The 25,321-nt window shown below is 73.2% G+C and carries 27 protein-coding genes and 2 riboswitches; of the genes, 8 read left to right on the top strand and 19 right to left on the bottom strand.

The features are described 5' to 3' along the window. Positions 1-58: 58 nt before the first annotated feature. Together ACFPCY_RS37675 and ACFPCY_RS37680 are read right to left on the bottom strand one after the other, a co-directional pair. The gene (locus tag ACFPCY_RS37675) at positions 59-1,354 is read right to left on the bottom strand and encodes a M50 family metallopeptidase (RefSeq protein WP_378263651.1); all 1,296 of its coding nucleotides are present in this window, start codon (positions 1,352-1,354) and stop codon (positions 59-61) included. Positions 1,355-1,542: 188 nt separating this feature from the next. Next, positions 1,543-2,283 carry a FadR/GntR family transcriptional regulator gene (locus ACFPCY_RS37680; protein WP_378263653.1) on the bottom strand — a complete coding sequence of 247 codons (741 nt, stop codon included), beginning with the start codon at positions 2,281-2,283 and terminating at the stop codon, positions 1,543-1,545. Between the two features lie 124 nt (positions 2,284-2,407). Here ACFPCY_RS37680 and ACFPCY_RS37685 point away from each other — a divergent pair, with 124 nt between their 5' ends. Genes ACFPCY_RS37685 through ACFPCY_RS37700 form a run of 4 tightly spaced genes read left to right on the top strand, consistent with a single transcriptional unit; the run spans position 2,408 to position 7,490 of the window. Then, positions 2,408-3,928 (top strand): amino acid permease, encoded by a 1,521-nt coding sequence (locus tag ACFPCY_RS37685; RefSeq protein ID WP_378263655.1) that lies wholly within the window; start codon positions 2,408-2,410, stop codon positions 3,926-3,928. A gap of 34 nt (positions 3,929-3,962) precedes the next feature. Further along, positions 3,963-5,321, top strand: coding sequence for a glutamine synthetase family protein (locus ACFPCY_RS37690; RefSeq protein ID WP_378263657.1), 1,359 nt, complete (start codon positions 3,963-3,965; stop codon positions 5,319-5,321). A gap of 44 nt (positions 5,322-5,365) precedes the next feature. After that, positions 5,366-6,724, top strand: coding sequence for an aldehyde dehydrogenase family protein (locus tag ACFPCY_RS37695; protein WP_378263955.1), 1,359 nt, complete (start codon positions 5,366-5,368; stop codon positions 6,722-6,724). A gap of 1 nt (position 6,725) precedes the next feature. Further along, on the top strand, positions 6,726-7,490 hold the full coding sequence (locus ACFPCY_RS37700) for a 3-oxoacyl-ACP reductase (RefSeq protein ID WP_378263659.1): 765 nt from the start codon (positions 6,726-6,728) through the stop codon (positions 7,488-7,490). 54 nt (positions 7,491-7,544) lie between these two features. On the opposite strand, the gene ACFPCY_RS37705 is transcribed toward ACFPCY_RS37700, so the two are convergent. Beyond that, positions 7,545-8,789, bottom strand: a complete 1,245-nt coding sequence (locus ACFPCY_RS37705; protein WP_378263661.1) for an alginate lyase family protein — start codon at positions 8,787-8,789, stop codon at positions 7,545-7,547. A 155-nt stretch (positions 8,790-8,944) separates the two neighbouring features. Next, a riboswitch (glycine riboswitch) is annotated at positions 8,945-9,042 on the top strand. 1 nt (position 9,043) lies between these two features. Further along, a riboswitch (glycine riboswitch) is annotated at positions 9,044-9,145 on the top strand. Positions 9,146-9,219: 74 nt separating this feature from the next. Here ACFPCY_RS37705 and gcvT point away from each other — a divergent pair. The 4 genes from gcvT to ACFPCY_RS37725 all read left to right on the top strand — a co-directional run bounded on the left by gcvT (position 9,220) and on the right by ACFPCY_RS37725 (position 13,447). Next, positions 9,220-10,320, top strand: a complete 1,101-nt coding sequence (gcvT, locus tag ACFPCY_RS37710) for a glycine cleavage system aminomethyltransferase GcvT (RefSeq protein WP_378263663.1) — start codon at positions 9,220-9,222, stop codon at positions 10,318-10,320. Positions 10,321-10,339: 19 nt separating this feature from the next. After that, positions 10,340-10,729, top strand: a complete 390-nt coding sequence (gene gcvH / locus ACFPCY_RS37715; RefSeq protein ID WP_378263665.1) for a glycine cleavage system protein GcvH — start codon at positions 10,340-10,342, stop codon at positions 10,727-10,729. A 2-nt stretch (positions 10,730-10,731) separates the two neighbouring features. Further along, positions 10,732-12,000, top strand: a complete 1,269-nt coding sequence (locus ACFPCY_RS37720) for a serine hydroxymethyltransferase (RefSeq protein ID WP_378263667.1) — start codon at positions 10,732-10,734, stop codon at positions 11,998-12,000. A 73-nt stretch (positions 12,001-12,073) separates the two neighbouring features. Continuing rightward, the gene (locus tag ACFPCY_RS37725; RefSeq protein ID WP_378263669.1) at positions 12,074-13,447 is read left to right on the top strand and encodes an L-serine ammonia-lyase; all 1,374 of its coding nucleotides are present in this window, start codon (positions 12,074-12,076) and stop codon (positions 13,445-13,447) included. On the opposite strand, the gene ACFPCY_RS37730 is transcribed toward ACFPCY_RS37725, so the two are convergent. The 16 genes from ACFPCY_RS37730 to ACFPCY_RS37805 form a co-directional block, all read right to left on the bottom strand. Beyond that, positions 13,428-14,726, bottom strand: a complete 1,299-nt coding sequence (locus ACFPCY_RS37730; protein ID WP_378263671.1) for a cytochrome P450 — start codon at positions 14,724-14,726, stop codon at positions 13,428-13,430. The genes ACFPCY_RS37725 and ACFPCY_RS37730 overlap by 20 nt on opposite strands. Positions 14,727-14,805: 79 nt before the next feature. Next, positions 14,806-15,255: a winged helix-turn-helix transcriptional regulator gene (locus ACFPCY_RS37735; protein ID WP_378263673.1), complete on the bottom strand. Its 450-nt coding sequence runs from the start codon at positions 15,253-15,255 to the stop codon at positions 14,806-14,808. A gap of 26 nt (positions 15,256-15,281) precedes the next feature. Then, positions 15,282-16,442 (bottom strand): thiolase family protein, encoded by a 1,161-nt coding sequence (locus ACFPCY_RS37740; protein WP_378263675.1) that lies wholly within the window; start codon positions 16,440-16,442, stop codon positions 15,282-15,284. A gap of 390 nt (positions 16,443-16,832) precedes the next feature. Continuing rightward, positions 16,833-17,681: a maleylpyruvate isomerase family mycothiol-dependent enzyme gene (locus ACFPCY_RS37745; protein ID WP_378263677.1), complete on the bottom strand. Its 849-nt coding sequence runs from the start codon at positions 17,679-17,681 to the stop codon at positions 16,833-16,835. Positions 17,682-17,754: 73 nt separating this feature from the next. Beyond that, the gene (gene amaP, locus ACFPCY_RS37750) at positions 17,755-18,333 is read right to left on the bottom strand and encodes an alkaline shock response membrane anchor protein AmaP (protein ID WP_378263678.1); all 579 of its coding nucleotides are present in this window, start codon (positions 18,331-18,333) and stop codon (positions 17,755-17,757) included. Positions 18,334-18,381: 48 nt separating this feature from the next. Next, positions 18,382-19,005 (bottom strand): DUF6286 domain-containing protein, encoded by a 624-nt coding sequence (locus ACFPCY_RS37755; RefSeq protein ID WP_378263680.1) that lies wholly within the window; start codon positions 19,003-19,005, stop codon positions 18,382-18,384. Then, positions 19,002-19,430, bottom strand: a complete 429-nt coding sequence (locus ACFPCY_RS37760) for an Asp23/Gls24 family envelope stress response protein (RefSeq protein ID WP_378263682.1) — start codon at positions 19,428-19,430, stop codon at positions 19,002-19,004. Before ACFPCY_RS37760 ends, ACFPCY_RS37755 begins: the two co-directional genes overlap by 4 nt. Continuing rightward, positions 19,427-19,618, bottom strand: a complete 192-nt coding sequence (locus ACFPCY_RS37765; protein ID WP_378263957.1) for a hypothetical protein — start codon at positions 19,616-19,618, stop codon at positions 19,427-19,429. Before ACFPCY_RS37765 ends, ACFPCY_RS37760 begins: the two co-directional genes overlap by 4 nt. 33 nt (positions 19,619-19,651) lie before the next feature. Further along, positions 19,652-19,918, bottom strand: a complete 267-nt coding sequence (locus ACFPCY_RS37770) for a hypothetical protein (RefSeq protein ID WP_378263684.1) — start codon at positions 19,916-19,918, stop codon at positions 19,652-19,654. Then, positions 19,915-20,436, bottom strand: a complete 522-nt coding sequence (locus ACFPCY_RS37775) for a hypothetical protein (RefSeq protein WP_378263686.1) — start codon at positions 20,434-20,436, stop codon at positions 19,915-19,917. The genes ACFPCY_RS37770 and ACFPCY_RS37775 overlap by 4 nt, the downstream gene beginning before the upstream one ends. Positions 20,437-20,444: 8 nt before the next feature. Continuing rightward, the gene (locus ACFPCY_RS37780; RefSeq protein ID WP_378263687.1) at positions 20,445-21,017 is read right to left on the bottom strand and encodes an Asp23/Gls24 family envelope stress response protein; all 573 of its coding nucleotides are present in this window, start codon (positions 21,015-21,017) and stop codon (positions 20,445-20,447) included. Between the two features lie 154 nt (positions 21,018-21,171). After that, positions 21,172-21,369 carry a CsbD family protein gene (locus tag ACFPCY_RS37785; RefSeq protein WP_378263689.1) on the bottom strand — a complete coding sequence of 66 codons (198 nt, stop codon included), beginning with the start codon at positions 21,367-21,369 and terminating at the stop codon, positions 21,172-21,174. Positions 21,370-21,411: 42 nt separating this feature from the next. Next, positions 21,412-22,092 (bottom strand): hypothetical protein, encoded by a 681-nt coding sequence (locus ACFPCY_RS37790; RefSeq protein ID WP_378263691.1) that lies wholly within the window; start codon positions 22,090-22,092, stop codon positions 21,412-21,414. Positions 22,093-22,213: 121 nt separating this feature from the next. Beyond that, positions 22,214-22,828, bottom strand: a complete 615-nt coding sequence (locus ACFPCY_RS37795) for a DUF6286 domain-containing protein (RefSeq protein WP_378263693.1) — start codon at positions 22,826-22,828, stop codon at positions 22,214-22,216. A gap of 92 nt (positions 22,829-22,920) precedes the next feature. Beyond that, the gene (locus ACFPCY_RS37800; RefSeq protein ID WP_378263695.1) at positions 22,921-23,598 is read right to left on the bottom strand and encodes a response regulator; all 678 of its coding nucleotides are present in this window, start codon (positions 23,596-23,598) and stop codon (positions 22,921-22,923) included. Next, positions 23,595-25,226, bottom strand: coding sequence for a sensor histidine kinase (locus ACFPCY_RS37805; protein ID WP_378263697.1), 1,632 nt, complete (start codon positions 25,224-25,226; stop codon positions 23,595-23,597). Before ACFPCY_RS37805 ends, ACFPCY_RS37800 begins: the two co-directional genes overlap by 4 nt. Positions 25,227-25,321 lie beyond the last annotated feature (95 nt).

A 25,321-nucleotide genomic window follows, 5' to 3' on the forward strand; every position in this document is an offset into this window, starting at 1 on the left:
CGGGTCGGCCGTTCGGAGCTTCGGCCCTGGATCGGCCGTTCGGAGCCTCCGTCCGGGATCAGCCGTTGAGCTTGATCGGGTTGACCAGGTCGGCGTAGATCAGCAGGCCGCCCATGACGACCAGGACGGCCGCCATGACGTAGGTGACGGGCAGCGCCTTCGCGACGTCCACGTAGCCGGGGTCGGGCCGCCGGGTGAGCCGCGCGAAGCCCTTCTTCAAGGCCTCCAGCAGCGCGCCCGCCATGTGCCCGCCGTCCAGCGGCAGCAGCGGGATCAGGTTGAACAGGCCGACCGCGAGGTTCAGCGAGCCGAGCAGGCCGACGAAGACGCTGACCTTCTGCAGGGTGGTCAGGCTGTGCGACGCCGCGACCTCGCCGCCCATCCGGCTGACGCCGACGACGCCGACCGGACCGTTCGGGTCGCGCTTCTCGTTGCCGAACGCGGCCTTCCAGATGCCGACCATCTTCTTCGGCATGTTGACCAGCGCCTCGGCGGTGCGCCCGGTCATGTCGCCCATCGTGCTCGCGACCGCGCCCGGCCCCTGCCGGACGAACGGCTCGGTCGGCGTGATACCGAGGAACCCGACCTCGACGGTCTTGTTCGTGTCCTTCAGGTCGGCCATCTTGTTGCGGATGATCGGCGTGCTGGCCTTGACGACCCGGCCGTCGCGGCGGATGTCCATGCTGACCGTCCGGCCGGCCGAGTCGCGGATCAGCCGCTGGAGCTGGGGGTAGGAGTCGATCTTGTGGCCGTCGAAGGTGAGGATGCGGTCGCCCGCCTTCAGCCCGGCCGCCGCGGCCGGGGTGAGCGGCGCGTTCGCCGGGCACTCGGTGACGCTCTGGCCCGCGCTCACCACGCACTTGGACACCGACTCGATCACCGGCTGCGGCGTCTGCCGCCCGATCCCCATCAGCAGGATCGAGAAGAACAGCACCGCCAGCACGAGGTTCATGGCCGGGCCGCCGAACATGATCAGCAGCTTCTGCCACCACTTCTTGGAGTAGAAGACCCGGTCCTCGTCGCCGGGGCGGATCTCCTCCAGCGCCGCGCCGCGGGCGTTCTCGATCAGCCCCTGCCACGGCCCGGTGGACACCTGGCGCACCTGCCCGGGCGCGTCGCCCTTGCGCGGCGGCAGCATCCCGATCATGCGGATGTACCCGCCGAGCGGGATCCACTTGACGCCGTACTCGGTCTCGCCGCGCCGCAGCGACCACATCGTCGGGCCGAACCCGACCATGAACTGCGGCACGCGCACGCCGAACCACTTGGCGAAGCTCATGTGCCCCAGCTCGTGCAGCGCGATCGACGCGAGCAGGCCGAAGAACAGGATGAGCACCCCCGCCAGCCAGAACATGCTTCCCCGTCCTCCCGGTGATCTCCAGCGACCCACCCAGACTACGTCAGAAGGCCATGCCGGACCGCGTACAAGTCCATAGCCGGGCGGAAGGTTCGGTTCAGGCCGAGGCCCGAGGCCGGCTCGGGCCGGGGCCGGGGCCGGGCTCGGGGGTCGGCTCGGGGGTCGGCTCAGGGGTGCGCGGAGGTTCAGGAGAGGAAGCCGCGCAGGAGGGCGGCGGTGCCGTCCAGGTGCTCGGCGACGGCCTGCCGGGCGGCGTCGGGATCGGCGTCCAGGACGGCCGTGGCGATCGCGTCGTGCTGGCTGGCGGCGTGCGCGATGTTGGCGGCCAGGACGGGGATGGCGTTCAGCAGGTCGGTGACGCGCATCCGGGCGTCGGCGCAGGCGGCGACCAGGGACGGTGAGCCGGTGAGCTCGGCGATGGTCAGGTGGAACAGGGTGTCGAGGCGGCGGTACTCGTCCGGGCCGGCGCCGTTCAGCTCGTCCAGGCGGGACCGGAGCAGGGCGCGCTGGGCCTCGGTGAGGGGCGCGGACGCGGCGAGCTGGGCCGCGCCGGTCTCCACGGCCAGCCGGAAGGTCAGGGTGTCGTGGAGGTCGTCGCCGCCCATGGCGGCCAGGGCGCGGCGGAGGTCGGTGGTCTTCGGCCGCGGGCGCCGGTAGGTGACGAACGTCCCGCCCGCGCGCCCGCGCCGGGACTCGACGTACCCCTCCTGGGCGAGGACGCGGATGGCCTCGCGCAGGGTGACGCGGCTGACGCCGAGGAGCGGGGCCAGCTCGCGCTCGGGCGGCAGCCGCTCGCCGCGGTCGACGACGCCGAGCTTGATCGCCTGGAGCAGCCGCTCGACCGTCTCCTCGAACGCGTTGCCCGCCCGGACGGGCCGGAACACCGCCTCGCTGAGCGGCGTGCGTCCCGCCACGGTCTCCTCCACACACCCCACGTTACAGGTGGATTTCGCGGCCTCCACCCCCTTGACGGGACGCCGCCCGCAAACCTTAATGGTCTGACGTTAGCCCGATTAGTCGGGCGCCAGAACCCCCTTGCGAGGAGGCGCCGTGAGCCTCGACGAACACGCCCCGTCCCTCTCCGACGACGAACGACGCCTGCACGAGCTGGGCTACGCCCAGGAGCTCCGGCGGTCGATGTCCGGATTCGCCAACTTCGCCGTCTCGTTCACGATCATCTCGGTGCTCACCGGCTGCCTGACCTCCTACACGATCGGCCTCAAGGGCGGCGGCCCGGCCGTGATCACCTGGGGCTGGCTCGGCGTCGGCGCGATGACCCTGCTGGTCGCCCTGGCCATGGCCGAGGTCTGCTCCAGCTACCCGACCGCGGGCGGCCTGTACTACTGGGCCGCCAAGCTCGCCCCGCGCAACGGCGCGGCCTGGGCCTGGTTCACCGGCTGGTTCAACTTCACCGGGCAGGTCGCGGTGACCGCCGGGATCGTCTACGGCTCGGCCGCCTTCCTCAACCCGCTGCTCGACGACCGGTTCGGCTACCCGACCTCGCCCGGCCACACGTTCCTGCTGTTCGCGGTGCTGCTGGTGATCCACGCGCTGGTGAACCAGTTCGGCGTCCGGCTGGTGGCGCTGCTGAACGGCGTGAGCGTGTGGTGGCACGTGGCCGGGGTCGCGGTCGTCATCGGGGTGCTGGCGTTCAAGCCGTCCCACCACCAGGGCGCCGGGTTCGTGTTCACGAAGTTCGTGAACGAGACGGGCTGGCAGTACGGGTTCTACGCGGCGCTGATCGGGCTGCTGCTGTCGCAGTACACGCTGACGGGGTACGACGCGTCCGCGCACATGACCGAGGAGACGCACGACGCGGCCCGGTCCGGCCCGCGCGGGATCGTCAACTCGGTGCTGATCTCGATCGTCGCGGGCTGGCTGCTGCTGCTCGGCATGACCTTCGCGATCCAGGACTACGCGAAGGCCGCGAGCGACGGCCCGGCGCAGATCTTCACGTCCGCGACCGGGCGGACCCTCGGGGACGTGCTGATCCTCATCTCGTTCGGCGCGCAGTTCTTCTGCGGGATGGCCTCGGTCACCGCGAACTCCCGGATGATCTACGCGTTCTCGCGGGACGGCGCGCTGCCGTTCTCGGCGGCCTGGCACCGCATCAACGCCCGCACCCGCACCCCCACCAACGCGATCTGGCTCGCGGCGGGCTGCGCGTTCGTGCTGGCCCTGCCCGCGCTGTGGAACTACACGGCCTACCTCGCGGTGACGTCCGTCGCGGTGATCGGCCTCTACATCGCCTACGTGGTCCCGACCTTCCTGCGGCTGCGGCAGGGCGCGGCGTTCGAGCGCGGGCCGTGGCACCTCGGCCGGTTCAGCCGTCCGATCGGGATCGTCGCGGTGGTCTGGGTGCTGTTCATCTCGGTCCTGTTCATGCTGCCGCCCGCGAACCCGATCACCACCGACAGCTTCAACTACGCGCCGGTCGCGCTCGGGGCCGTCCTCGGCGGGGCGGCGCTCTGGTGGGTGCTGTCGGCGCGGCGCTGGTTCACCGGCCCGAAGGTGCAGGGCAGCGCCGAGGAGCTGGCCGCCATCGAGGACGAGCTGAAGGGCATCGCATGAGCGCCCGGCCGACCGACGACCTGGAAGGAGCCGGATGAGCGCCCGCATGACGCTGGACGAGCTGCGCGACGAGGCCGCCGCCGGACGCATCGACACCGTGATCATCGCGATCGCGGACATGCAGGGACGGCTCCAGGGCAAGCGGCTGTCCGCCCGGTTCTTCCTGGACGAGGTCGCCGCGCACGGCTCGGAGGGCTGCAACTACCTGCTCGCCGTGGACGTCGAGATGAACACCGTGGACGGCTACGCCATGTCGTCCTGGGACCGCGGCTACGGCGACTTCGTGATGCGGCCCGACCTCGCCACGCTGCGGCGCGTCCCCTGGCAGGACGGCGCGGCCCTCGTCCACGCCGACGTCCTGTGGGAGGACGGCTCGGACGTCGCGCCGTCCCCGCGCCAGATCCTGCGCCGCCAGATCGGCCGGCTCGCCGAGCGCGGCTGGACCGCGTTCGCGGGCACCGAGCTGGAGTTCATCGTCTACGCCGACTCCTACGAGGACGCCTGGCGCCGCGCCTACCGCGACCTCACCCCGGCGAACCAGTACAACGTGGACTACTCGCTGCTCGGCGGGGCCCGGGTCGAGCCGCTGCTGCGGCGGATCCGGCTCGGCATGGAGGGCGCGGGCATGTACGTCGAGTCCGCGAAGGGCGAGTGCAACCTCGGCCAGCACGAGATCGCGTTCCGGTACGACGAGGTGCTGACCACCTGCGACAACCACGCGCTGTACAAGACGGGCGCCAAGGAGATCGCCGCGCAGGACGGCATGGCGATCACCTTCATGGCGAAGCCGAACGAGCGCGAGGGCAACTCCTGCCACATCCACCTGTCGCTGCGGGACGCCGGCGGACGTCCCGTCCTCGCCTCCCCGGACGGCGAACACGGCCTCTCGCACATCGGGCGGGCGTTCGTCGCCGGACAGCAGGCGCTGATGCGCGACTTCACCCTGCTCTACGCGCCGACGATCAACTCCTACAAGCGGTACCAGCCCGGCTCGTTCGCGCCCACCGCGATCAAGTGGGGGCTCGACAACCGGACCTGCGCGCTGCGGCTGGTCGGGCACGGGCCGTCCCTGCGGATCGAGAACCGGACGCCCGGCGGCGACGTGAACCCCTACCTCGCGGTCGCCGGGATGATCGCGGCCGGGCTGCACGGCATCGAGAACGACCTGCCGCTGGAGGAGCCGTACACGGGCAACGCGTACGCCTCCGGCGCGCCGACCGTCGCGCGCTCGCTGCGCGAGGCCGCGGCCGACTGGTCGTCCAGCGCCCTGGCGGCCGAGGTGTTCGGCAAGGAGGTCGTCGAGCACTACGCCAACAACGCCCGCGTCGAGTTGGACGCCTACGACCGCGCCGTCACCGACTGGGAGCTGTTCCGCGGCTTCGAACGGCTCTGAGAACCGACTCCGACTCCGACTCCGACACGAGGGAAGGGCATGTGTTGGACGTGATCAACCCGGCGACCGAGGAGGTCGTCACGTCCGTGGCCATGGCGACGGTCGCCGACACCGACCGGGCCGTCGAGCGGGCGAGGCGCGCCTACGCCCGCTGGCGGGACGTCTCCCCCGGCGACCGGGCGCGGCTGCTGCGCGCGTTCGCCGCCGCGGTCGACGAGCACCTGGAGGAGCTGGCCGAGCTGGAGGTCGCCGAGGCCGGGCACCCGATCGCGCAGGCCCGCTGGGAGGCCGGCAACCTGCGCGACGTGCTGCTCTACTACTCCGCCGCGCCCGAGCGGCTGACCGGCAGCCAGATCCCCGTGGCGGGCGGCCTGGACGTCACCTTCCACGAGCCGCTCGGCGTGGTCGGGCTGATCGTCCCGTGGAACTTCCCGATGCCGATCCTCGGCTGGGGCCTCGCCCCGGCGCTCGCGGCCGGGAACACGGTGATCGTCAAGCCCGCCGAGGCCACCCCGCTCACCGCGCTGCGCGTCGGCGAGCTGGCGCTGGAGGCCGGGCTCCCCGAGGACGTCGTGACCGTCCTGCCCGGCGAGGGCCCGGTCGCCGGACGCCGCCTCGCCGACCACCCGGACGTCGCGAAGATCGCGTTCACCGGCTCGACCCGCGTCGGCCGCGAGCTGATGGCCGCGTGCGCGCCCGGCGTCAAGCGGCTCACCCTGGAGCTCGGCGGCAAGAGCGCCAACATCGTCTTCGCGGACGCCGACATCGAGAAGGCCGCCGCCACCGCCCCCGGCGCGGTCTTCGACAACGCCGGGCAGGACTGCTGCGCCCGCTCGCGCATCCTCGTCCAGCGGCCCGTCTACGACCGCTTCATGGAACTGCTGGAACCGGCCGTCCGGGCCGTCGTCGTCGGGGACCCGCGCGACGAGAAGACGCAGGTCGGGCCGCTGATCACCGGCGCGCACCGGGAGCGCGTCGCCTCGTTCGTCCCGGACGGCGCCCCCGTTGCCGTCCGGGGCACGGCCCCGTCCGGCAAGGGGTTCTGGTACGCCCCGACCGTCCTCGCCGGGGACGGCGTGACCGGCCTGCCCGCCTGGCGCGAGGAGGTCTTCGGCCCCGTCGCGGTCGTCGTCCCCTTCGAGGACGAGGCCGACGCGGTCCGGATCGCCAACGACACCCCCTACGGCCTGTCCGGATCGATCTGGACCCGCGACGTCGGCCGCGCCTTCCGCATGTCCCGCGCGGTCGAGGCGGGCAACCTCTCGGTCAACTCCCACTCGTCGGTCCGCTACTGGACCCCGTTCGGCGGCTTCAAGCAGTCCGGCCTCGGCCGCGAGCTCGGCCCGGACGCCCTCGCCGCCTTCACCGACACCAAGAACGTCTTCATATCCACGGAGGAATAGCGTGCAGCGTTTCGAGGGGCGCGTCGCCGTCGTCACGGGCGGGGCGAGCGGGATCGGGCTGGCGACCGTCCGGCGGCTCGCGGCCGAGGGCGCGAAGGTCGTCGTCGCCGACCTGGACGAGACCGGCGGCACCAAGGCGGCCGAGGAGGTCGGCGGCCTGTTCGTCAAGGCCGACGTCACGTCCGAGGACGACGTGAAGGCGCTGTTCGAGGCCGCCCACGCCGCCTACGGACGGATCGACGTCGCGTTCAACAACGCGGGCATCTCCCCGCCGGACGACGACTCCATCCTGGAGACCGGCCTGGACGCCTGGAAGCGCGTCCAGGAGGTGAACCTCACCAGCGTCTACCTGTGCTGCAAGCACGTGATCCCGTACATGCGGCAGCAGGGCCGCGGATCGATCATCAACACGGCGTCGTTCGTGGCCAAGATGGGCGCGGCGACCTCGCAGATCTCCTACACGGCGTCCAAGGGCGGCGTGCTGGCGATGTCGCGGGAGCTGGGCGTCCAGTTCGCGCGCGAGGGCATCCGGGTCAACGCGCTCTGCCCCGGGCCGGTCTCGACGCCGCTGTTGCAGGAGCTGTTCGCGAAGGATCCGGAGAAGGCGGCCCGGCGGCTCGTCCACATCCCGACCGGACGCTTCGCCGAGCCCGAGGAGATCGCGGCGGCCGTCGCCTTCCTCGGATCGGACGACGCGTCCTTCATCACCGCGTCCGAGTTCCTCGTGGACGGCGGCATCTCCGGCGCCTACGTCACCCCGCTCTAGCGCGAAGAAAAAGGGGGTGCCCGGCCGGGCGCCCCCCTTGACGTGCGCTGACGCCTACGGGGCGTCGGCATGGGTGAGGGTCTCCCAGCCGAGGAAGTAGGACGCTCCGGCCGGGCGCTTCGACGTGACGAGCTGTCCGGTCTTCGGCAGCGCGACCCCGAGGCGGTGGTGGTACTCGTTGTAGCCGATCTCCAGGACCGGGCCGAGGCCGGTCTTCGGGCTGCCCTTGCAGAGCCAGGACGGCGCCTTGGCGCCCAGGTCGTACTGGGCGTGGAACTCCATCGCCTTCGTCAGGCGGGGCCGGGCCTCCTTGTAGAGGTCGAGGCCCTGGAGGCGGGCGGTCTCGGCGACGTGGACGGCGGCGTCGAGGGCCCAGCCGGTGTGGCCGAAGTCGCGGCAGGTCTCCTGGGCGAGGCCGTCCACGAAGGTGCTCTGCCCCTGCCAGTACTTGATCGTCGCCGCCTTGCCCGAGACGCCGGGCGGGGTCTTCGGGAGCGGGCCGTCCTGCTTCAGGTAGACGTACTCGGGCAGGCGCTTGCGCCAGCGGGCCACGGCCTGGTCGTAGGCGGCGCGGTCGTCGGTGTGGACGGCGATGGAGATCGTCGCGTCCGTCATGATCAGTTCCCAGTTGCCGTTCGTCGTGGGGCGGTCCTTGTTGACGACGGGCAGGTACACCGTCCGCAGGAAGGACGAGAACCTCTTCGCGCCCTTCCACTTCGCGCCGTACGGCGAATACTGGATGATCTCGGCGGCGCGGGCCCAGTCGTTGGCGGCCCAGGCCGCCTGGAGCGGCGCGTTGGAGTTGGTGTGCTCCTTCAGCACCTTCGCCCACGCGTCCATGAGCTGGACGGCCTTGGCCGCGTACCGCTGGTCGTGGTTGACCGTGTAGGCGAGCGCGTCGGTATAGGCGGCCATCGCGTCGTCGCGCTCGTCCGTGCAGCCGTTGTTCGGGTGCGACGACGAGCCGCACTCGACGTTCGCGCGGGGCTTCGGTGTCCGCTTCAGGTCGGCGTACTTACTTGCGATCATCGCGTCGTACGCCTTCTTCTGCGGCTGCTTGCCCGCCTTGACGCGGCTGCGCATCGCGTCGAGCTGCGCCTTGCCGACCAGGACGCCGGGGTGCCTGAAGCCCGCGGCGGAGGTCGCCGCGACCGCGCCCGCCGCGTGCTCGCCCCCGGACGCGCCCGCCGACCCGCCGTTCCAGGCGACCGCCGCCACGGACGCGGCGACCACGGCGGCCCCCGCTCCGGACGCGAGCCACACGCGGCTCCGGGTGCCCGCGCTCCGGGTGAACGCCATGGCGTCTCCTCTCGATCGGCTGAAAGATCGCTGAGTTGCGAGATCATGCAACCGTCGGCGTCCGGCCCCGTCAATCGGAACGCCGAAATCAACGGCAAAGCGCGACAAGTCGGCTGGTAGCGCCCCCAGGCCGCTGGTAGATTGCGGACAGCCGTTGATCCCGCGCGGGAGAGCGCCCCCGCCGCCAGCGGGGGCCGCCGAAGGAGCAACTCCTCCCCGGAACCTCTCAGGCCCCACGGACCGCGCGGACCAGGCGACCTCTGGAAAGCGAGGGCCTCACCGCCCTCCGCCGAAGGTGAAAGCCCCCGCAAGGTCAGGGGGTGAAGCTCTCAGGCGCCGATGACAGAGGGGGAGGCACCGAGCCGCCCGGTGCGCGAGTGGGACCATTGACGGGAGTCCACGCGCGCCCCGCGACCAAGGAGCCAGACCCATGTCCGCCGATCCGACTGCCAAGAAGACGCCGCTCTACGACGTCCATGCCGCTCTGGGCGCGAACCTCGTGGACTTCGCGGGCTACCTGATGCCGCTGCGCTACGCGAGCGAGACCGCCGAGCACAAGGCCGTCCGCACCGGCGCCGGGCTGTTCGACCTCTCCCACATGGGCGAGATCTTCCTCACCGGCCCGCAGGCCGCCGCCGCGCTGGATTACGCGCTGGTCGGCAACATCTCGCCGATGGCCGTGGGGAAGGCCCGCTACACCATGATCGTCCAGGAGGACGGCGGGGTGCTGGACGACCTGATCGTCTACCGGCTGGCCGCCGAGACCTACCTGGTCGTCGCCAACGCCTCCAACGTCGCGGTCGTCCGGGACGCCCTGGTCGAGCGGGCCAAGGGCTTCGAGGCCGAGGTGGACGACCGGTCCGACGCCTACGCCCTCATCGCCCTCCAGGGCCCGGACGCGCAGGACATCCTGCTCCGCTTCACCGACGCGCCGCTGCCCGAGCTGAAGTACTACGCCATCCTGTCCGGCACCGTCGCCGGGGTGGACGCCCTGATCGCCCGCACCGGCTACACCGGTGAGGACGGCTTCGAGCTTTTCGTCGCCGCCGCCGACGCGGTGAGCCTGTGGAACACGCTGGCCGGGGTCGAGGGGGTCGTCCCGGCGGGGCTGTCGGCGCGCGACACGCTGCGGCTCGAAGCCGGGATGCCGCTGTACGGCAACGAGCTCACCACCGAGACGACGCCGTTCGACGCGGGCCTCGGCCGGGTGGTCAAGTTCGAGAAGGACGCGGACTTCGTCGGGCGGACCGCGCTGGCCGCGCGTGCGGAGGCCCCCGCAGGCCGTAGGCTCGTGGGACTGGTGGCCCGCGGGCGGAGGGCGCCCCGCAAGGGGTACGCGGTCGTCGGCCCGGACGGCACGCCGTGCGGGGTGGTGACCAGCGGCGCCCCGTCGCCCACACTGGGCACGCCGATCGCCATGGCCTACCTGGACGCCTCGGTCCCCGAGGACACCACCGAGCTGGCCGTGGACGTGCGCGGCCGGCACGAGCCGGTCGACGTCGTCGCCCTGCCTTTCTACAAGCGTTCCTGAATCCCTGGAGAGAGAACACGTGAGCGTTCCGGAGCAGCTCCGCTACAGCGAAGACCACGAGTGGGTCGCCGGCCTCGACAACGAGGACGGCATCGTCACCGTCGGCATCACCCAGCACGCCGCCGACGCGCTCGGCGAGATCGTCTTCCTCGAGCTCCAGCCGGGCGAGGGCGACACCGTCGAGTCCGGCGAGACCTGCGGCGAGGTGGAGTCCACCAAGTCGGTCAGCGACCTGTACTCCCCCGTCAGCGGCGAGATCACCGCGGTGAACGCGGCCGTGGTCGACGAGCCCAAGGTGATCAACGACGACCCGTACGGCGAGGGCTGGATCTTCAAGGTGAAGATCAGCGAGGAGCCGGGCGACCTGCTCGACGCCGAGGCCTACGCCAAGCTCATCGAGGAGTCCTGACCGTGGCCGCCCTCTCCTCGCACGACGCCCCGCTGGCGGAGGTGGACCCGGAGGTCGCCGCCGCCGTCGCGGACGAGCTGCACCGCCAGCAGTCCACCCTGGAGATGATCGCCTCGGAGAACTTCACGCCGGTCGCGGTGCTGGAGGCCCAGGGGACGGTCCTGACCAACAAGTACGCCGAGGGCTACCCCGGCCGCCGCTACTACGGCGGCTGCGAGTACGTCGACGTCACCGAGCAGCTCGCCATCGACCGGGCCAAGGAGCTGTTCGGCGCCGAGTTCGCCAACGTCCAGCCGCACTCGGGCGCGCAGGCGAACACCGCGGTGTACTTCGCCCTGCTGAACCACGGCGACACGATCCTCGGGCTCGACCTGGCCCATGGCGGCCACCTGACGCACGGCATGCGCCTGAACTACTCGGGCAAGGTCCTCAACGTGGTGCCCTACCACGTGCGCGAGGACGACGGCCGGGTGGACATGGACGAAGTCGCGCGCCTCGCCGCCGAGCACCGCCCGAAGATGATCGTGGCGGGCTGGTCGGCCTACCCGCGGCAACTGGACTTCGCCCGGTTCCGCGAGATCGCCGACTCGGTGGACGCGCTGCTCATGGTCGACATGGCCCACTTCGCGGGCCTCGTCGCCGCCGGGCTGCACCCCTCGCCCGTGCCGCACGCCGACATCGTCACCACGACGACGCACAAGACCCTCGGCGGTCCGCGCGGCGGCCTGATCCTGGCGCGGGAGGAGTACGGCAAGAAGATCAACTCGGCCGTCTTCCCCGGCATGCAGGGCGGCCCGCTGGAGCACGTGATCGCCGCCAAGGCGGTCGCGCTGAAGGTCGCGGCGTCCGACGAGTTCAAGGACCGCCAGCGGCGCACGCTGGAGGGCGCCCGCATCCTCGCCGAGCGGCTGCTCGCCGACGACGCGGCGAAGGCCGGCGTGAAGGTGCTGACCGGCGGCACGGACGTGCACCTCGTCCTGGTCGACCTGGTCGACTCCGAGCTGACCGGCCGGGACGCCGAGGACCGCCTGCACGCCATCGGCATCACCGTCAACCGGAACGCGGTCCCGAACGACCCGCGTCCGCCGATGGTGACGTCCGGGCTGCGGATCGGCACTCCGGCGCTCGCTACGCGCGGCTTCGGCGCCGACGACTTCCGCGAGGTCGCCGACGTCATCGCGCTGGCGCTCCAGCCGTCCTTCGACGAGGCGGCGCTCAGCGCCCGGGTGAAGGCCCTGGCCGACAAGCACCCCCTCTACCCGAACCTGTGACCGGCCGTGCCCCCGTCCGCCCGGCGGCCGGGGGCACGTCCGTCCCTCTCGCTACAACGGAGTAGCAGCAGCCATGGCTATCAGCGTGTTCGACCTCTTCAAGATCGGCATTGGGCCGTCCTCGTCGCATACCGGCGGGCCGATGGCCGCGGCGCACCGGTTCGCGCGCGGGCTCGACCAGGACGGGGTGCTGGAGAAGACCGCGTCCGTCGAGGCGATCCTCTACGGCTCGCTCGGGCTGACCGGCAAGGGGCACGGCAGCGACAAGGCCGTGATCCTCGGCCTGGAGGGCGACAAGCCCGAGCTGGTGGACGTGGACTCGGTGGACGAGCGCCTCGCGCGCGTCCGCGAGACCGGGGAACTAACGCTCTACGGGGTTAAGCGCGTGCCGTTCGTGGTGGGCGAGCACCTCGTCTTCGAGCGGAAGATCTCGCTGCCCGGGCACCCGAACGGGATGCGGTTCACCGCTTTCGACGCTGACGGCAACGAGCTGCGGTCGCGGGTCTACTACTCGGTCGGCGGCGGGTTCGTCGTGGACGAGAACGCCACCGGCGCGGACCGGATCAAGGCGGACGACACCGTCCTGCCCTACCGGTTCGACACGGCCGCCGAGCTGCTCGACCGGTGCCGCGAGACGGGCCTGTCGATCTCCGCGCTGATGCTGGAGAACGAGAAGGCGTTCGGCCGCACCGAGGAGGAGATCCGGTCCGGGCTGGTCGAGCTGTGGCGGGTCATGCGGGCCTGCGTGGACCGCGGCTGCACCCGCGAGGGCCTGCTGCCGGGCGGGCTGAAGGTGGGCCGCCGCGCGCCGCGCCTGCACCGCAAGCTGACCTCGGAGAAGGCCACCGACCCGCTGCACGCGATGGACTGGGTGACGCTGTTCGCCCTGGCCGTGAACGAGGAGAACGCCGCCGGGGGCCGGATCGTGACGGCCCCGACGAACGGCGCGGCGGGCATCATCCCGGCCGTCCTGCACTACTTCGACCGGTTCGTCCCCGGCGCGGACGACGAGGGCGTCGTCCGGTTCCTGCTGACCGCCGGGGCGATCGGCGTGCTGTTCAAGCAGAACGCGTCCATCTCCGGCGCGGAGGTCGGCTGCCAGGGCGAGGTCGGGTCGGCCTGCTCGATGGCCGCCGCGGGCCTCACCGAGGTCCTGGGCGGGACGCCCGAGCAGGTGGAGAACGCCGCCGAGATCGGCATCGAGCACAACCTCGGCCTCACCTGCGACCCGGTCGGCGGCCTCGTCCAGGTGCCCTGCATCGAGCGCAACGCGGTCGGCGCGATCAAGGCGATCAGCGCCGCGCGGATCTCCCTGCGCGGGGACGGCAAGCACTTCGTGTCCCTCGACCGGGCCATCAAGACCATGAAGGACACCGGCCGCGACATGCTCGACAAGTACAAGGAGACCTCGCGCGGCGGCCTCGCCGTCAACGTGATCGAGTGCTGACCGGCCGGGCCGCCGGGACGGCGTCGAACGAGAGCCGGAACGGGCTCAGCGTGCCCGGCAGCGGCTCGGGCGGGTCGAGGCGCTTCCCGTCGCGCTGCCGGTAGTCGTGCCGCTCCAGCAGCGCGGCCAGGAACTGGGCCGTGGTGAGCAGGACCAGGTCGCGGCCCGGGCACTGGGCCGGGCCCGCGCTGAACGGGACGGCGGCCCAGTCGTGCTGCGGACGGCCGTCCAGCCAGAGGTCCGGGGTGAAGGTGTCGGCGTAGGGCAGGTTCTCGCGGTCGCGGCCGAGGAACGGCGTGAAGATCAGGACGCCGGAGCCCTTCGGGAGGACGCGGCCGTCCCACTCGGTCTCCTCGGTCGTGTCGCGGAGGATGGCCGGGGTGGTCGGCCACAGGCGCAGCGACTCCTGGACGCAGGCGCGCAGGAACGGCAGGTCGCCGGCGTCCTCGCGGGCGCGGGACGCCTGCTCGGGGTGGGACGCCAGCAGCGCGAGGGCGCGGAAGGCGGCCATCCCGGCGGGTTCGTAGGCGAACAGCCACTGCGGCATCTGCGACTGGACCTCGGGTGAGGCCAGCGCCTCGGGGTCGGCGCGGACGGCGTAGCGGTGCAGGCGGGACGCGAAGGCCCGCTCGACGCGCGGGCGGTTCGGGTGCGCGAAGGCCCAGTTGGCGTCCATGCGCAGCCGGGTGAGCAGGTCGGTGGTGATCGAGTCGTCGCGGGCGGCGTCCCCGAGGACGATCCGGCGGACCACGCGCCACCAGGTGCGGCGGAAGTCGTCCCAGGACAGCACGCCGGTGCGGGCGACGCGCCGGAGCAGGTCGCCGGCCTCGTCCCGGATCTTGCCGATGAAGACGTCGGCGTGGTCGTGGGTGTGGCCGGTGTCGAGCGCGGCCTCGTTGCGGCGGCGCAGTTCGGTCCGTTCGGGGCCGCGGGTGATGAGCACGCCGTGCGGCTGGAAGTGCCGCAGGGCCGCGCGCTTCTCCAGGCTGGCGACCTGGAACGGGTCGGGCGATCCGGTCAGGACGCGCCGCACGTGGTCGGGATGCAGGATGAGCGCGAAGTCGCGTCCGGGGATCGAGAGCAGCAGCGGGCCGTGCCCGTAGCGACCGCGCAGTTCGGTGAGGAGCCGTCCGGCGCGGTGGTCGGCGTCCATCCGCTCCTCCACCGCGACCACGGCGGGCCGCCGGGCGATCACGCCCTTGGCGACGGTCGGCGCGATCACCGATCCGGTCACGCGGAGCGTGTCGACGACGGAGGCGCGCGGTACCAACTGGGTCATGGAACACTCCCGGGAAACTGCTGGCGTCTGTTCACGAACGCCGTTCCCCGGTGACGAAGTGGAAACATGGACGGGCCGGTCAGGCGGGCCGGACGCCCCGGCCGCGGGGGCTGTGGGCGCCCTCGCGGGCGGGCTCGCCGCAGGCGGAGCAGACCACGTCGGGGACCAGGTCGGCGCCGCAGGAGTGCGTCCAGGTGACGGGCGGATCGTCCGGGTTGATGTGACGATCGCCCCATTTGAGAAGCATGAGCAGGACGTCGCCCAGCTCCCGTCCGGCCTCGGTGAGGTGGTACTCGTACCGGGCCGGACGGTCGCTGTAGCGCTCGCGGCGGATGATCCCCGCGCCCTCCAGCTTGCGCAGGCGGGCGGTGAGGATGTCGCGGGACGCGCCGGTGTTGCGGGCGATGCCGTCGAAGCGCCGGACGCCGTGGAAGAGCTCGCGGACGACCAGGATCGACCAGCGCTCGCCGACCAGGTCCAGGGTGTCGGCGATCGAGCAGGGCCTCGGGTCGGCGTCCTTCGGCGGCATGACCGTCATGGTAGGGGGCCCGGGCCTCAGAGGCGTTCGATGACCGTGGCGTTCGCGAGGCCGCCCGCCTCGCACATGGTCTGGAGGCCGTAGCGTCCGCCGGTGTCCTCCAGGGCGTGCAGCAGGGTGGTCATGATCCGGGCGCCGCTCGCGCCGAGGGGGTGGCCGAGGGCGATCGCGCCACCCCGGACGTTCGTCCTCGCGGGGTCGGCGCCGGTCTCGCGCAGCCAGGCCAGGACGACCGGCGAGAACGCCTCGTTGACCTCGAACAGGTCGATGTCGTCGAGGGCGAGGCCGGAGCGGGCGAGGGCCTTGGCGGTGGCGGGGATGATCGCGGTGAGCATGAGCAGCGGGTCGTCGCCCGCGACGGCGAAGGCGTGGAAGCGGGCGCGGGGACGCAGGCCGAGGCGCTCGGCGGCCTCGCGGCTCATGACGAGGACGGCGGCGGCGCCGTCGTTGATCGGGGACGCGTTGCCCGCCGTGATGTTCCAGCCGATCTCCGGGAAGCGCCGGGCGGTGGCCTCGTCGTGGTAGGCGGGCTTGAGGTTCGCGAGGATCTCGGGGGTCGTGGCCGGGCGGATCGACTCGTCGGTGCCGGGCCAGGCCAGCTCGCGGTCGAAGGCGTGGCTCGCGGTGGCCTCGGCGGCCTTGCGGTGGGAGGCGGCGGCGAACTCGTCCAGCTCGGCGCGGGTGAGCTTCCAGCGGGAGGCGATCAGCTCCGCGCTGATGCCCTGGCCGACCAGGCCCTCGGGGTAGCGGGCGTGCAGCAGCGGCCCGAACGGGTCGCTGCCGGGCAGCACGGCCGACCCCATCGGGACGCGGGACATCGACTCGACGCCGCAGGCGATCGCGACGTCGTACGCGCCGGAGATCACGCCCTGCGCGGCGAAGTGCAGCGCCTGCTGGGACGAGCCGCACTGGCGGTCCACGGTCGTCGCCGGGACCGACTCGGGGAACCCGGCGGCGAGGACGGCGTTGCGGGTGAGGTTGAGCGCCTGCTCCCCCGCCTGGGTGACCACGCCGCCGATCACGTCGTCCACGGCGGACGGGTCGATCCCCGCGCGCTCGACCAGCGCCTTCAGGGTGCGGGCGAGCAGGTCCACGGGGTGCTCGGGGTGCAGCGCGCCGTTCGGCCTGCCCTTCCCGATCGGCGTCCGGACGGCCTCGACGATCACCGCGTCTCGCATCACTGCCTCCTCGGTTGGAATATCCAACTTGAGTGTGGGGCAGTGAGTTGGATTTTCCAACCCACTCGCGGCGTGGGCCCGGTCACAGCGAAAGACGCCCGGGACGGTGATCGCCCCGGACGCCTTGGACAGTGCGAAATACGGGTTGCGCTCCCGGAGACCGTGGCGGTTGGGCACGGCCTCCGGTCGCGCCGGGCCGCTAGTGGAAGGGGCCCGTCGGGAAGTCGGTCAGGTTGCGCCTCCATCTGTCGAAGGGCTCCCTTGGGGAGCCACCCGTCACCTGAAGCTCAAGCAAGCTCGCACCTCCAGTTCCCCTTCGACGTCAGCGGGTCACCCTCGACGGTAGGCGGCATAAAGGTGATTTTGGGGATCGTGCGGACAAAGGTGTCGTCAAGGTGCCAGGGCCATCGCCCCGAGGACGCGTCCGGCGAGCTCGGCGTCCCCCTCGACCCGCACCGCCGCCGCGTCGCCCCGGCAGCGGCCGGTCACCAGCCGCGTGAACGTCTCCCAGTCCATCCGCAGCACCGTCGCGCCCTCGCCGCCCTGATCGGTGAAATCGGCGCGGCCGTCCGGGCCGACCAGGACGTGCCGGGTGAACGCGACCGGCCCGGTGACCTCGAAGGCCACGGCCGTGCCGGGGGACGCGGCGGCGCGGCGTCCGACGATCATCGGCAGGCCGCGCTCGACGACCGAGAGCGTGCGCAGGCCCGCGGGGGCGTCCAGATTGCCGGGACGGCCGACCGCGCGCCGGATGTCCTGCTCGTGCACCCAGCAGTCGAACGCGCGGAACACCATCAGCTCGGCGTAGGTGCCCTCCCGGCCGATCGGCAGCATCGCGGGCTCGTCGGGGGGCGTCGACGCGAGCCGGACCAGGCGGCGGTCCAGAACGGCCCGCAGCTCCGCGAGCACCTCGCTACCGGGCGTGCCGCGGCGGTAGTCCACCGCGACCTCGACCAGCCGGCCGAGCTCGTTGCGGACGTGCGGGAGGTCGTCCGGCAGCGTGTGGCCGGGCGCGGGATCCTCGTCCAGCAGCAGCGTCTCCACACCCACCAGGTGCGAGACGACGTCCTTGACCGTCCAGCCGGGAAGCTCGGTCGGCTTCTCCCACTCCGCGTCGCCGAACGTCTCCGCCAGCGCGATCGTCGACCGGACGGTCTGCTCGAACGCGGCCACGTGCCCCGCCATGCCTTCCGCGCGCCCGGCCGTGTCCTCCACGCGCCCCGCCATGTCTTCGCTCATGGCCGGTCATCATGGCGCACGCCGGGCGCGGCGGCCAGGGTCTAGAACGCAGTTCGGACCGCGGCGGGCGCGGTCATTCGACCGTGCGGCGCTCGTCGCCGGTGACCAGGCGCAGCCGGACGACGGTGGGCATCCGGTCCACCTCCAGCGCGCCGCGCAGCCGCGCGAGCGCGCGGTCCTGGATGTCGCGGCGCAACTGCCGCAGGTCGGCGCGGCGGTCGTAGGCGACGTTCACGCGCAGCTTCGGCGCGGACGGCTTGCCCGACAGCCGCGCCCGCGCGGACTCGACGCCGGGGCACTCTTCGATGTCGTCCTGGAGGGCGCTCGCGAGCGTCCCGGCCGGAACGATGGTCTTGCCCTGGCCGTCCCCGTCGTCCAGGACGACCCCGTTGATCCGGTCGGAGCGTCCCTGCGCGAGCAGCCAGGACACGCCGATCAGCGTCGCGATCACGGCTCCCGCGCCGATCGCGTACCAGTACCAGGGGTGGCCCGACGCGAACCGGCGCGTGGCCTCGCTCAGCACGGGCTCGTGCGCGCGCGAACTGCCGAAGGCGCGCAGCCCCAGCGCGAGGCCCGCTCCCCCGGCCGCCGCCAGCAGCAGCCCCGTCAGGACGAGCAGCACGCGGTTGAAACGCGCGGCATGGCGGTCCATCTCGCTCACCTCTTCCTGGTTCGGTTCACGCCCGGTTCCGGTCGTGGATCACGAGGGTTTCTTCGTGCGCGCCTTCACGGCGACCTTGTACTTCGTCAGCGGACGCACGTCGTCCAGCTTGTTCTCGACGGACCGCTTGACCTGCTCCTTCACCATGTCCGCCTCGTGCGCGGCACAGCGGACCTTCACCTTGATCTTGTGGCGGCCGATGCCGATGCGCGGATCCGACGCGTCCTGGACGTCGTCGACCGCCGCGGCGAGCGTGTTGCGCAGCCCGCCGTTCGTGACCGCCATCGCTAGCTGCGGATCGTCACCGCGCAGCGGGACGACGCGGGGCCGCCCGGGCAGCAGCCCGGCCAGCAGGAACCAGAGCCCCAGCAGCGCCACCACGGCGCTGACCAGCAGGACCACCCAGTTCTTCCAGGGATGCCCCTCCGCCCAGTTCGTCACCCGCCCGTACGGGACGACCTTCGCCGGGTGGCCGGCGCGCGCCGAGAACACCTCGATCGCCGTGATCGCCCCCACCGCCGTCAGCGCGAGCGCCGCGATCAGCGAGGTCACGATGCGGCGCGGACGGAACGCCGAGCGCGCGGCGCGGGCCGCCTTCCTGCCCTTCACCGCGGACTTCGACGCCGTCCTCGACTGCGGCAGCCGTCCGGCGTGCGTGGTCATTCCAGATCCCTCCGTCCGTCCCCGCGCCCGCCCGGCTTCGCGGACGCGCCGCCGTCCGAGTGGTCGAACGCGGCGACCTCGACGTCCACCCGCTCGACCGCCATCCCGGTCATCTCGGTGATGCGCGCGCTCACGAGCTCGCGCACGCGCCGGGCCACCTGCCGTACCGGCGCGGGGTACTCCACCGACGTGGACACCCGCGCGGTCACCCGGTCCCCGTCCACGGTCACGCGCGCGCGGGCTTCGCCGCGCCCGCCGACCTTCATGCCGAGGACCGACTTGTCCAGCCCGGTCGCCCCGGACGCCTCGCCCGCCGCCCGGCCCGCGAGCCGCTGGATCACCCGGTCGGTGATCCTGGTCGTCCCGCGGTCCTCGGGGCCGGACGCGGCGTCCGGTCCCGTTCCGCCGCGCACCACGGTGGTCATGCCGTCGGCCGCTTCCGGTTGCCGAGCGAGTCCCACACCCCGGCCAGGTCGATCTCGCCCGAGACCGCCCGCCCGGCCAGCAGGCCCAGGATGCCGAGCACCAGGACCAGCAGGAACCCGCCGAACCCGCCGGCCACCCCGGCGAAGCCCAGCGCGGTGCCGTAGGCGAGGCCCACGACCGACCACATCGACGTTCCGTTCATGTCTTCCCCCTTGAGCCGCTATTGCAGCCGTCGCGCGCGGCGGCGGCGGTATCGCCAGCGCAGGATCATCGCGATCGGGCCGCGCCGCCTCCGGACGCCCACGATCGGCGCGTCCATCCGCGGGTCCGGCCGTGCTCCCGTCGCCCCCTTCCCGCTTCCCTTCCGGTACCTCCGCCGGAGCCCGGCGGCGAACGCCTCCGGGTCGCCGCCGAGATCCGGGTGGTGGGCGCGGACCCAGGCGCGGAACGCCGCGCGTTCCGCCCTGGCGTCGTCGCCCGGCCTCATCCAGCCGGGTGCTCCGCGTCCGCGTGCCCGGCCGCCCCGGCGTCCTCTTCCGCGTCCTCGCTCCGGGCGGGCCCTTCCGCGCTCCCGCCCTCGGCGGGCTCGTCGGCGTTACCGCCCTCGGCGGGCTCGTCGGCGCCGTCGATGTCGGCGATCAGGACGTCCACCCGGCGGCCCTCCGACAGCGGGCGCGCCGCAGCGCGCACGTCGTCGGCGATCCCGTCCAGCGGACGGCCGTACCGCGCGACCACGCCGACCTCCACGGCGTCGTCCCGGACGGCCACCCCGGTCACCGGCGGCCCCGCGCGGTAGGTGGCGAGCCGGACCGAGTGCCCGGCCGACAGGCCCGCCACGTCGGGCAGCGCGGCCACCGCGTCGGCGATCCGCTCGGCCACGTCGGCGGGCGACGGCGCCTGCGCACCGTCCGCCGGGCCGCCCGCCCCGCCTGCCGCGTCCTGCGGCGCCGAGCCGGCCATGCCACCGGTCGAGCCGCTGGCGTCGACCTTCCCCGCGCCGGTCATCGGGCCGGTCACTGCACTCGCGCCGCCGGCTTCTCGGCGTCCTGCTTCGACGCGTCGTCCTTCTTCTGGTTCTCCTCGCCCGGCAGGTGCACGTCGTCGACGGTGATGTTGACCTCGACGACCTCCAGGCCGGTCATCTGCTCGACCTGGCCGATCACGCTCTCCCGGACGCCCCGGGCGAGATCGGGGATGGCCTCCCCGTACTCGACCACCAGGTCGATGTCCACGGCGGCCTGCTTCTCCCCGACCTGTACCGCGACGCCCTGGGTCACGCTGACCCCGACGCCCGGTATGCGCTCCTTGACCGAGCCGAAGGTGCGGGCCATGCCCGCGCCCATGGCGTAGACGCCGCCGACCTCGCGGGCGGCCATGCCGGCGATCTTCGCCACCACGCCGTCCGCGATCCTGGTCCGTCCGGTGTCGCTGACGAGCGCGCCGTTTCCGGTGTGGGCGACTTCCCGGCCACCGCCCGGAGCGCCCGCCGAGCCGTTCTTGCGGTCCGCTCCCGGCCGCGCGTGCTGGCTCGGCAGCGAGTCGACCGGCCGTTCCTTGGTGGCCTGCTGTCCGCTCTGCTGACTCACGGCGAATTCCCCCTGTCGCCTCGTGACGTGCCGGTTACATGCTCACGTTCCGTGACAAAAAAACCGACATGCAGGGCAAGAGACCACCAAAGTCAATCCACAAAGCAAAAAGGACCGGTGGCGCGCTGCGCCACCGGTCCGCCGCGGACGGGGATCAGGACTTGAACATGCCCTTGATCTTCTCCTTGGCGCTGTCCGCCTTCTCCTTGGCGTTGTCCGCCATGCCCTTGGCCTGCGACTTCATCTGGTCGCCCTTGCCCTCGCCCTCGAGCTGGGAGTCGCCGGTCGCCTTGCCCGCGGTCTCCTTCGCCTTGCCGGCGTACTCGCCGGTCTTGTTCTCCAGATCACTCACGGCTACCCCCTTCATCGCCGGGACAGTGCTCCAGATCAGCCCCTACCCGGCGTCACGGCCGGTAACCGTGGCCCGCGTCACGTCCGCCGCGGCGCGCCTGCGCCGCCTCGCCCGCGGCACGGCCAGGGCGTCCACCTCGGCGTCCGGGGACGAATCGTGCGCATCGGCCCCGTCAGGGCCGTCGGACGCGTCGGGCGCCTCGGACCCACTGGCCAGCCGGTACCGGACGGCCACCACGAGCGTCCGCATGCCCAGCGCGTCGCGGAACCGGTCCACCGGCTCGCCGCCGAGCGCCGCGTGCACGTCGCCGGGACGCGCGTCCGACGCGCACTCGACGTCGATCACCAGGCGGGGGCGGGCGGCCGTCCCCGCCAGCCGCACCCGGACGTCCCGGACGCCCGGCAGCCGCGCCGCGTCCTCGATCAGGTCGCCGGACGCGGCGCGCGCGTGCATCCGCGTCGCGCCGTCCATGCTCGGCCTGCGGCGGCGCACCGCGTCCCGGACCGTCCCGGCGAGCCCGGCCAGCCCGGAGAGCGCCACGAGCTCGGCGACCGCGCCCGCCAGGGGCCAGAACCAGTCGTGACCGCGCACGTACCGCTCGGTCGCCGCCGACAGCACCGCCGCGTCCGCCGCGTCCGAGCCGAGCGCGCCGAGCCCCGCGCAGAGCGCCAGCAGCCCGCCCGCCAGGAGCAGCACCCCGGTCAGCTCCGCCACCACCCGCATCGTTCCCCGCCCTTCTTCCGCCGAGCCGTCCGATTGCGCCGAGCCGCCCGGTTCCGCCGAGCCGTCCGGTTCCGCCGAGCCGTCCGATTGCGCACGCCGTCGCGCCGCGTCGTCCGGCGGGTCAGTCGTCGCGCCAGGTCAGCCGCACCTCGACGCGGCGCGGGCGCATCAGGTCGAAACCGTCCAGCCGGACGCGGACGGCCTCCCGGACCAGGTCGGCGGTGTTGCCCGGGTTGCGGTACCGGGTCGCCGCGCGGACGACGACGCGCCGCCGGTGCCACCGGCCGCGCAGCCGCACCCGCGCCCGGTCGATCCCGGCCACGTCCCGCGCCGCCTCGGCGAGCGCGCGGCGCAGGTCGCGGCGGGTGACGCCGCCCGCGAGCAGCGCGTCCGCGCCGCGCAGCGGCTCCCGGCGCGGACGCCCCGGAAGCAGCGCCAGCAGCAGCGCCGCGCCCGTCACGGCCACCGCGCCCGCGACGGCCAGCACCGCCGGGTCGTGCCACGCGACGCGGCGCAGCGCGTCCCGAACCGGCCCGATCGGGACGATCCGCACCGGCGCGCCGACCAGCGCGGACAGGATCTGCGCCGTCACGCCGCCGCCCGCGACGGCGAGCAGCAGGCCCGTCCCGGCGAGCAGGGCCGTGCGGCGCGGCCGGAACTCGGCCATCGCGGTACGCCGGGCCTGCCGCCGGGCGCGCGCGTCCTCGGCGCGGTCCTGCGCCGTCGCCTCGCCCATCGCCACCCCCACGCGGAAACCCGGTGCGCCCGGAACGCCGCTACCCATGGTGAGTCAAAGGGACGCTCGGTGAAACCCGCCATGCCGGGGAGTCAGGAGACCGGGTGGAACCGCACCTCGGGGCGCCCGACCTGGCCGTAGTGCGGGCGCCGCACCGCGAGGCCGCTCTCGGCCAGGTACTCCAGGTAGCGGCGGGCCGTCACGCGCGAGACGCCGGTCCGCGCGGCGGCCTCGCCCGCCGAGAGGCCGCCGTCCGCGCCGGCCAGCGCGTCGCTCACCGCCTGGAGGGTCTCCTGGCTCATGCCCTTCGGCAGCGAGCCGCCGAGTCCGGGCGTGCGGAGCGTCGCGATCAGGCCGTCCACGTCCGACTGGCCCGCCGCCTCGCCGTCCCGCCCGGCCCGGTCGCGGAACCGCGCGTACGCCTCCAGCCGGTCCCGCAGCGACGCGAACGTGAACGGCTTGAGCAGGTACTGGACGACGCCGGCCGACACCGCCGCCCGCACCTCGGCCAGGTCCCGAGCGGACGTCACGGCGATCACGTCCACCTGCCGCCGCGCCGCGTGCAGCGCCCGGCACACCGCGAGGCCGTGGCCGTCGGGGAGGTAGAAGTCCAGCAGGACGAGGTCGACCGGCGTCCGCTCGCAGAACCGCAGCGCGTCCGCCCCCGCGTGGACGACCCCGGCGACCTCGAACCCCGGCACCCGCTCGACGTACCGCCGGTGCGCCTCGGCGGCGACCGGATCGTCCTCGACGACCAGCACCCGGATCATCGCGCCGCCCCTTCCCGCAGCGGCAGCCGGACGGTCACGACCGCTCCCCCGCCCTCGGGCGTGACCACGTCGATGTCGCCGTCGTGGCGGCGGACGGCCCGCCCGACCAGCGCCAGGCCGAGGCCCGCGTGGCCGCCGCGCGGCTTGGTGCTCCAGCCCCGGCGGAACATCGCCGGGACCTCCTCGGGAGCGACGCCGGGGCCGCTGTCGGCGACCCGCAGCAGCAGGGCGCCCGCGTCGCTGCGGACGGTCACCTCGACGCGCGGCGCGCGCTCGGCGGCGCCCTCGACCGCCGCGTCCAGCGCGTTGTCCAGCAGGTTGCCGAGGATGGTGACCAGGTCGCGCGCGCCGACGCCGCCGATCTCGCCGATCTGCGAGTCCGGCGACACGGCCAGCTCGACGCCGCGCTCGGCGGCCTCGGCGGACTTGCCGAGCAGCAGCGCCGCCAGCACCGGCTCGCGGACCGCGCCGACCACCCGGTCCGTCAGCTCCTGCGCGGTGGCCAGCTCGGCGGTCGCGAACTCGACCGCGTCGCCCGGACGGCCCAGCTCGACCAGCGACACGACGGTGTGCAGCCGGTTCGCGGCCTCGTGCGCCTGCGCGCGCAGGGCGTCGGCGAACCCCCGCACGCTGTCCAGCTCGCCCATGAGCGCCTGGAGATCGGTGTGGTCGCGCAGGGTCACGACCGTGCCCATCGCCTTCCCGCGCGACCGCACCGGGACGGTGTTGACGACCAGCACGCGGGTGTCGGCGACGTGGATCTCGTCGGCGCGCCCGCCGGACGAGGTGAACGCCGCGACCAGCTCGCCTTCGAGGCCGAGGTCGGTGACGGGCCGTCCGGTGGGGTCGGCGGGCAGGTTCAGCAGCTCGCGCGCCGCGTCGTTGCACAGGACGACGCGTCCGCCGCGGTCGACGAGCACCAGCCCCTCGCGGACGGCGTGCAGGATCGCCTCGTAGTAGTCGAACATGCGGCGCAGCTCGTCCGGCGCGACGCCTCGGGTCTGCCGCCGCAACCGCGCGCCGACCAGGACACTGCCCGCGACGCCGACGCTCAGCACGGCGATCGCGACGAGGGCGAGCGGAACCAGCCGCTCGCGCAGCTCCGCCGAGATCACGCGGACGGTGATCCCGACCGAGACCAGCCCGACCACCTTCCGGTCGGCGGAGAACACCGGCACGATCGTCCGGACGGACGGCCCGAGCGTGCCCGTGTAGGTCTCGGTGAACCGCCTGCCCTCGCGGGCGGGCGCGATCGTGCCGAGGTACCGCTCGCCGATCCGGCGCGGGTCGGGATGGGTGACGCGGACGCCGTCCGGAGTCATGATCGTCACGAAGTCGACGCCGCCGTCCACCCGGACCCGCTCGGCGAACGGCTGCAACCCGAGATCGGCCCGCCCGCCGGGACGCAGCCGCCCGGACGGCCCGGCGGAGGCGAGCGCGTCCCGGACGGTCGGCGCGTCCGCGACCGCCGCCGCCACCGAGGTGACCGTCTGCTTCGCCCGGTCCCGCCCCGCGCGGACGGACGCCGCGTACGCGACCGCCGCCGACGCGACCACCAGGACCACGACCAGCGTCAGGTGGAGCGCCAGCAACTGCCGCGCCAGGCTCCACCGCCGCCCCGGACGCATCGCCGCCCCCGCCCCCCTCCGCTCGGACCTGTTCCATCCGCCCTGACCTGCCCGGATGCCTTCTCGCACGGTACCGCCCGGCCGGTGAACGCAAT

The sequence above is a fragment of the Actinomadura gamaensis genome (genome assembly GCF_042652125.1).
Taxonomy (GTDB): domain Bacteria; phylum Actinomycetota; class Actinomycetes; order Streptosporangiales; family Streptosporangiaceae; genus Spirillospora; species Spirillospora gamaensis.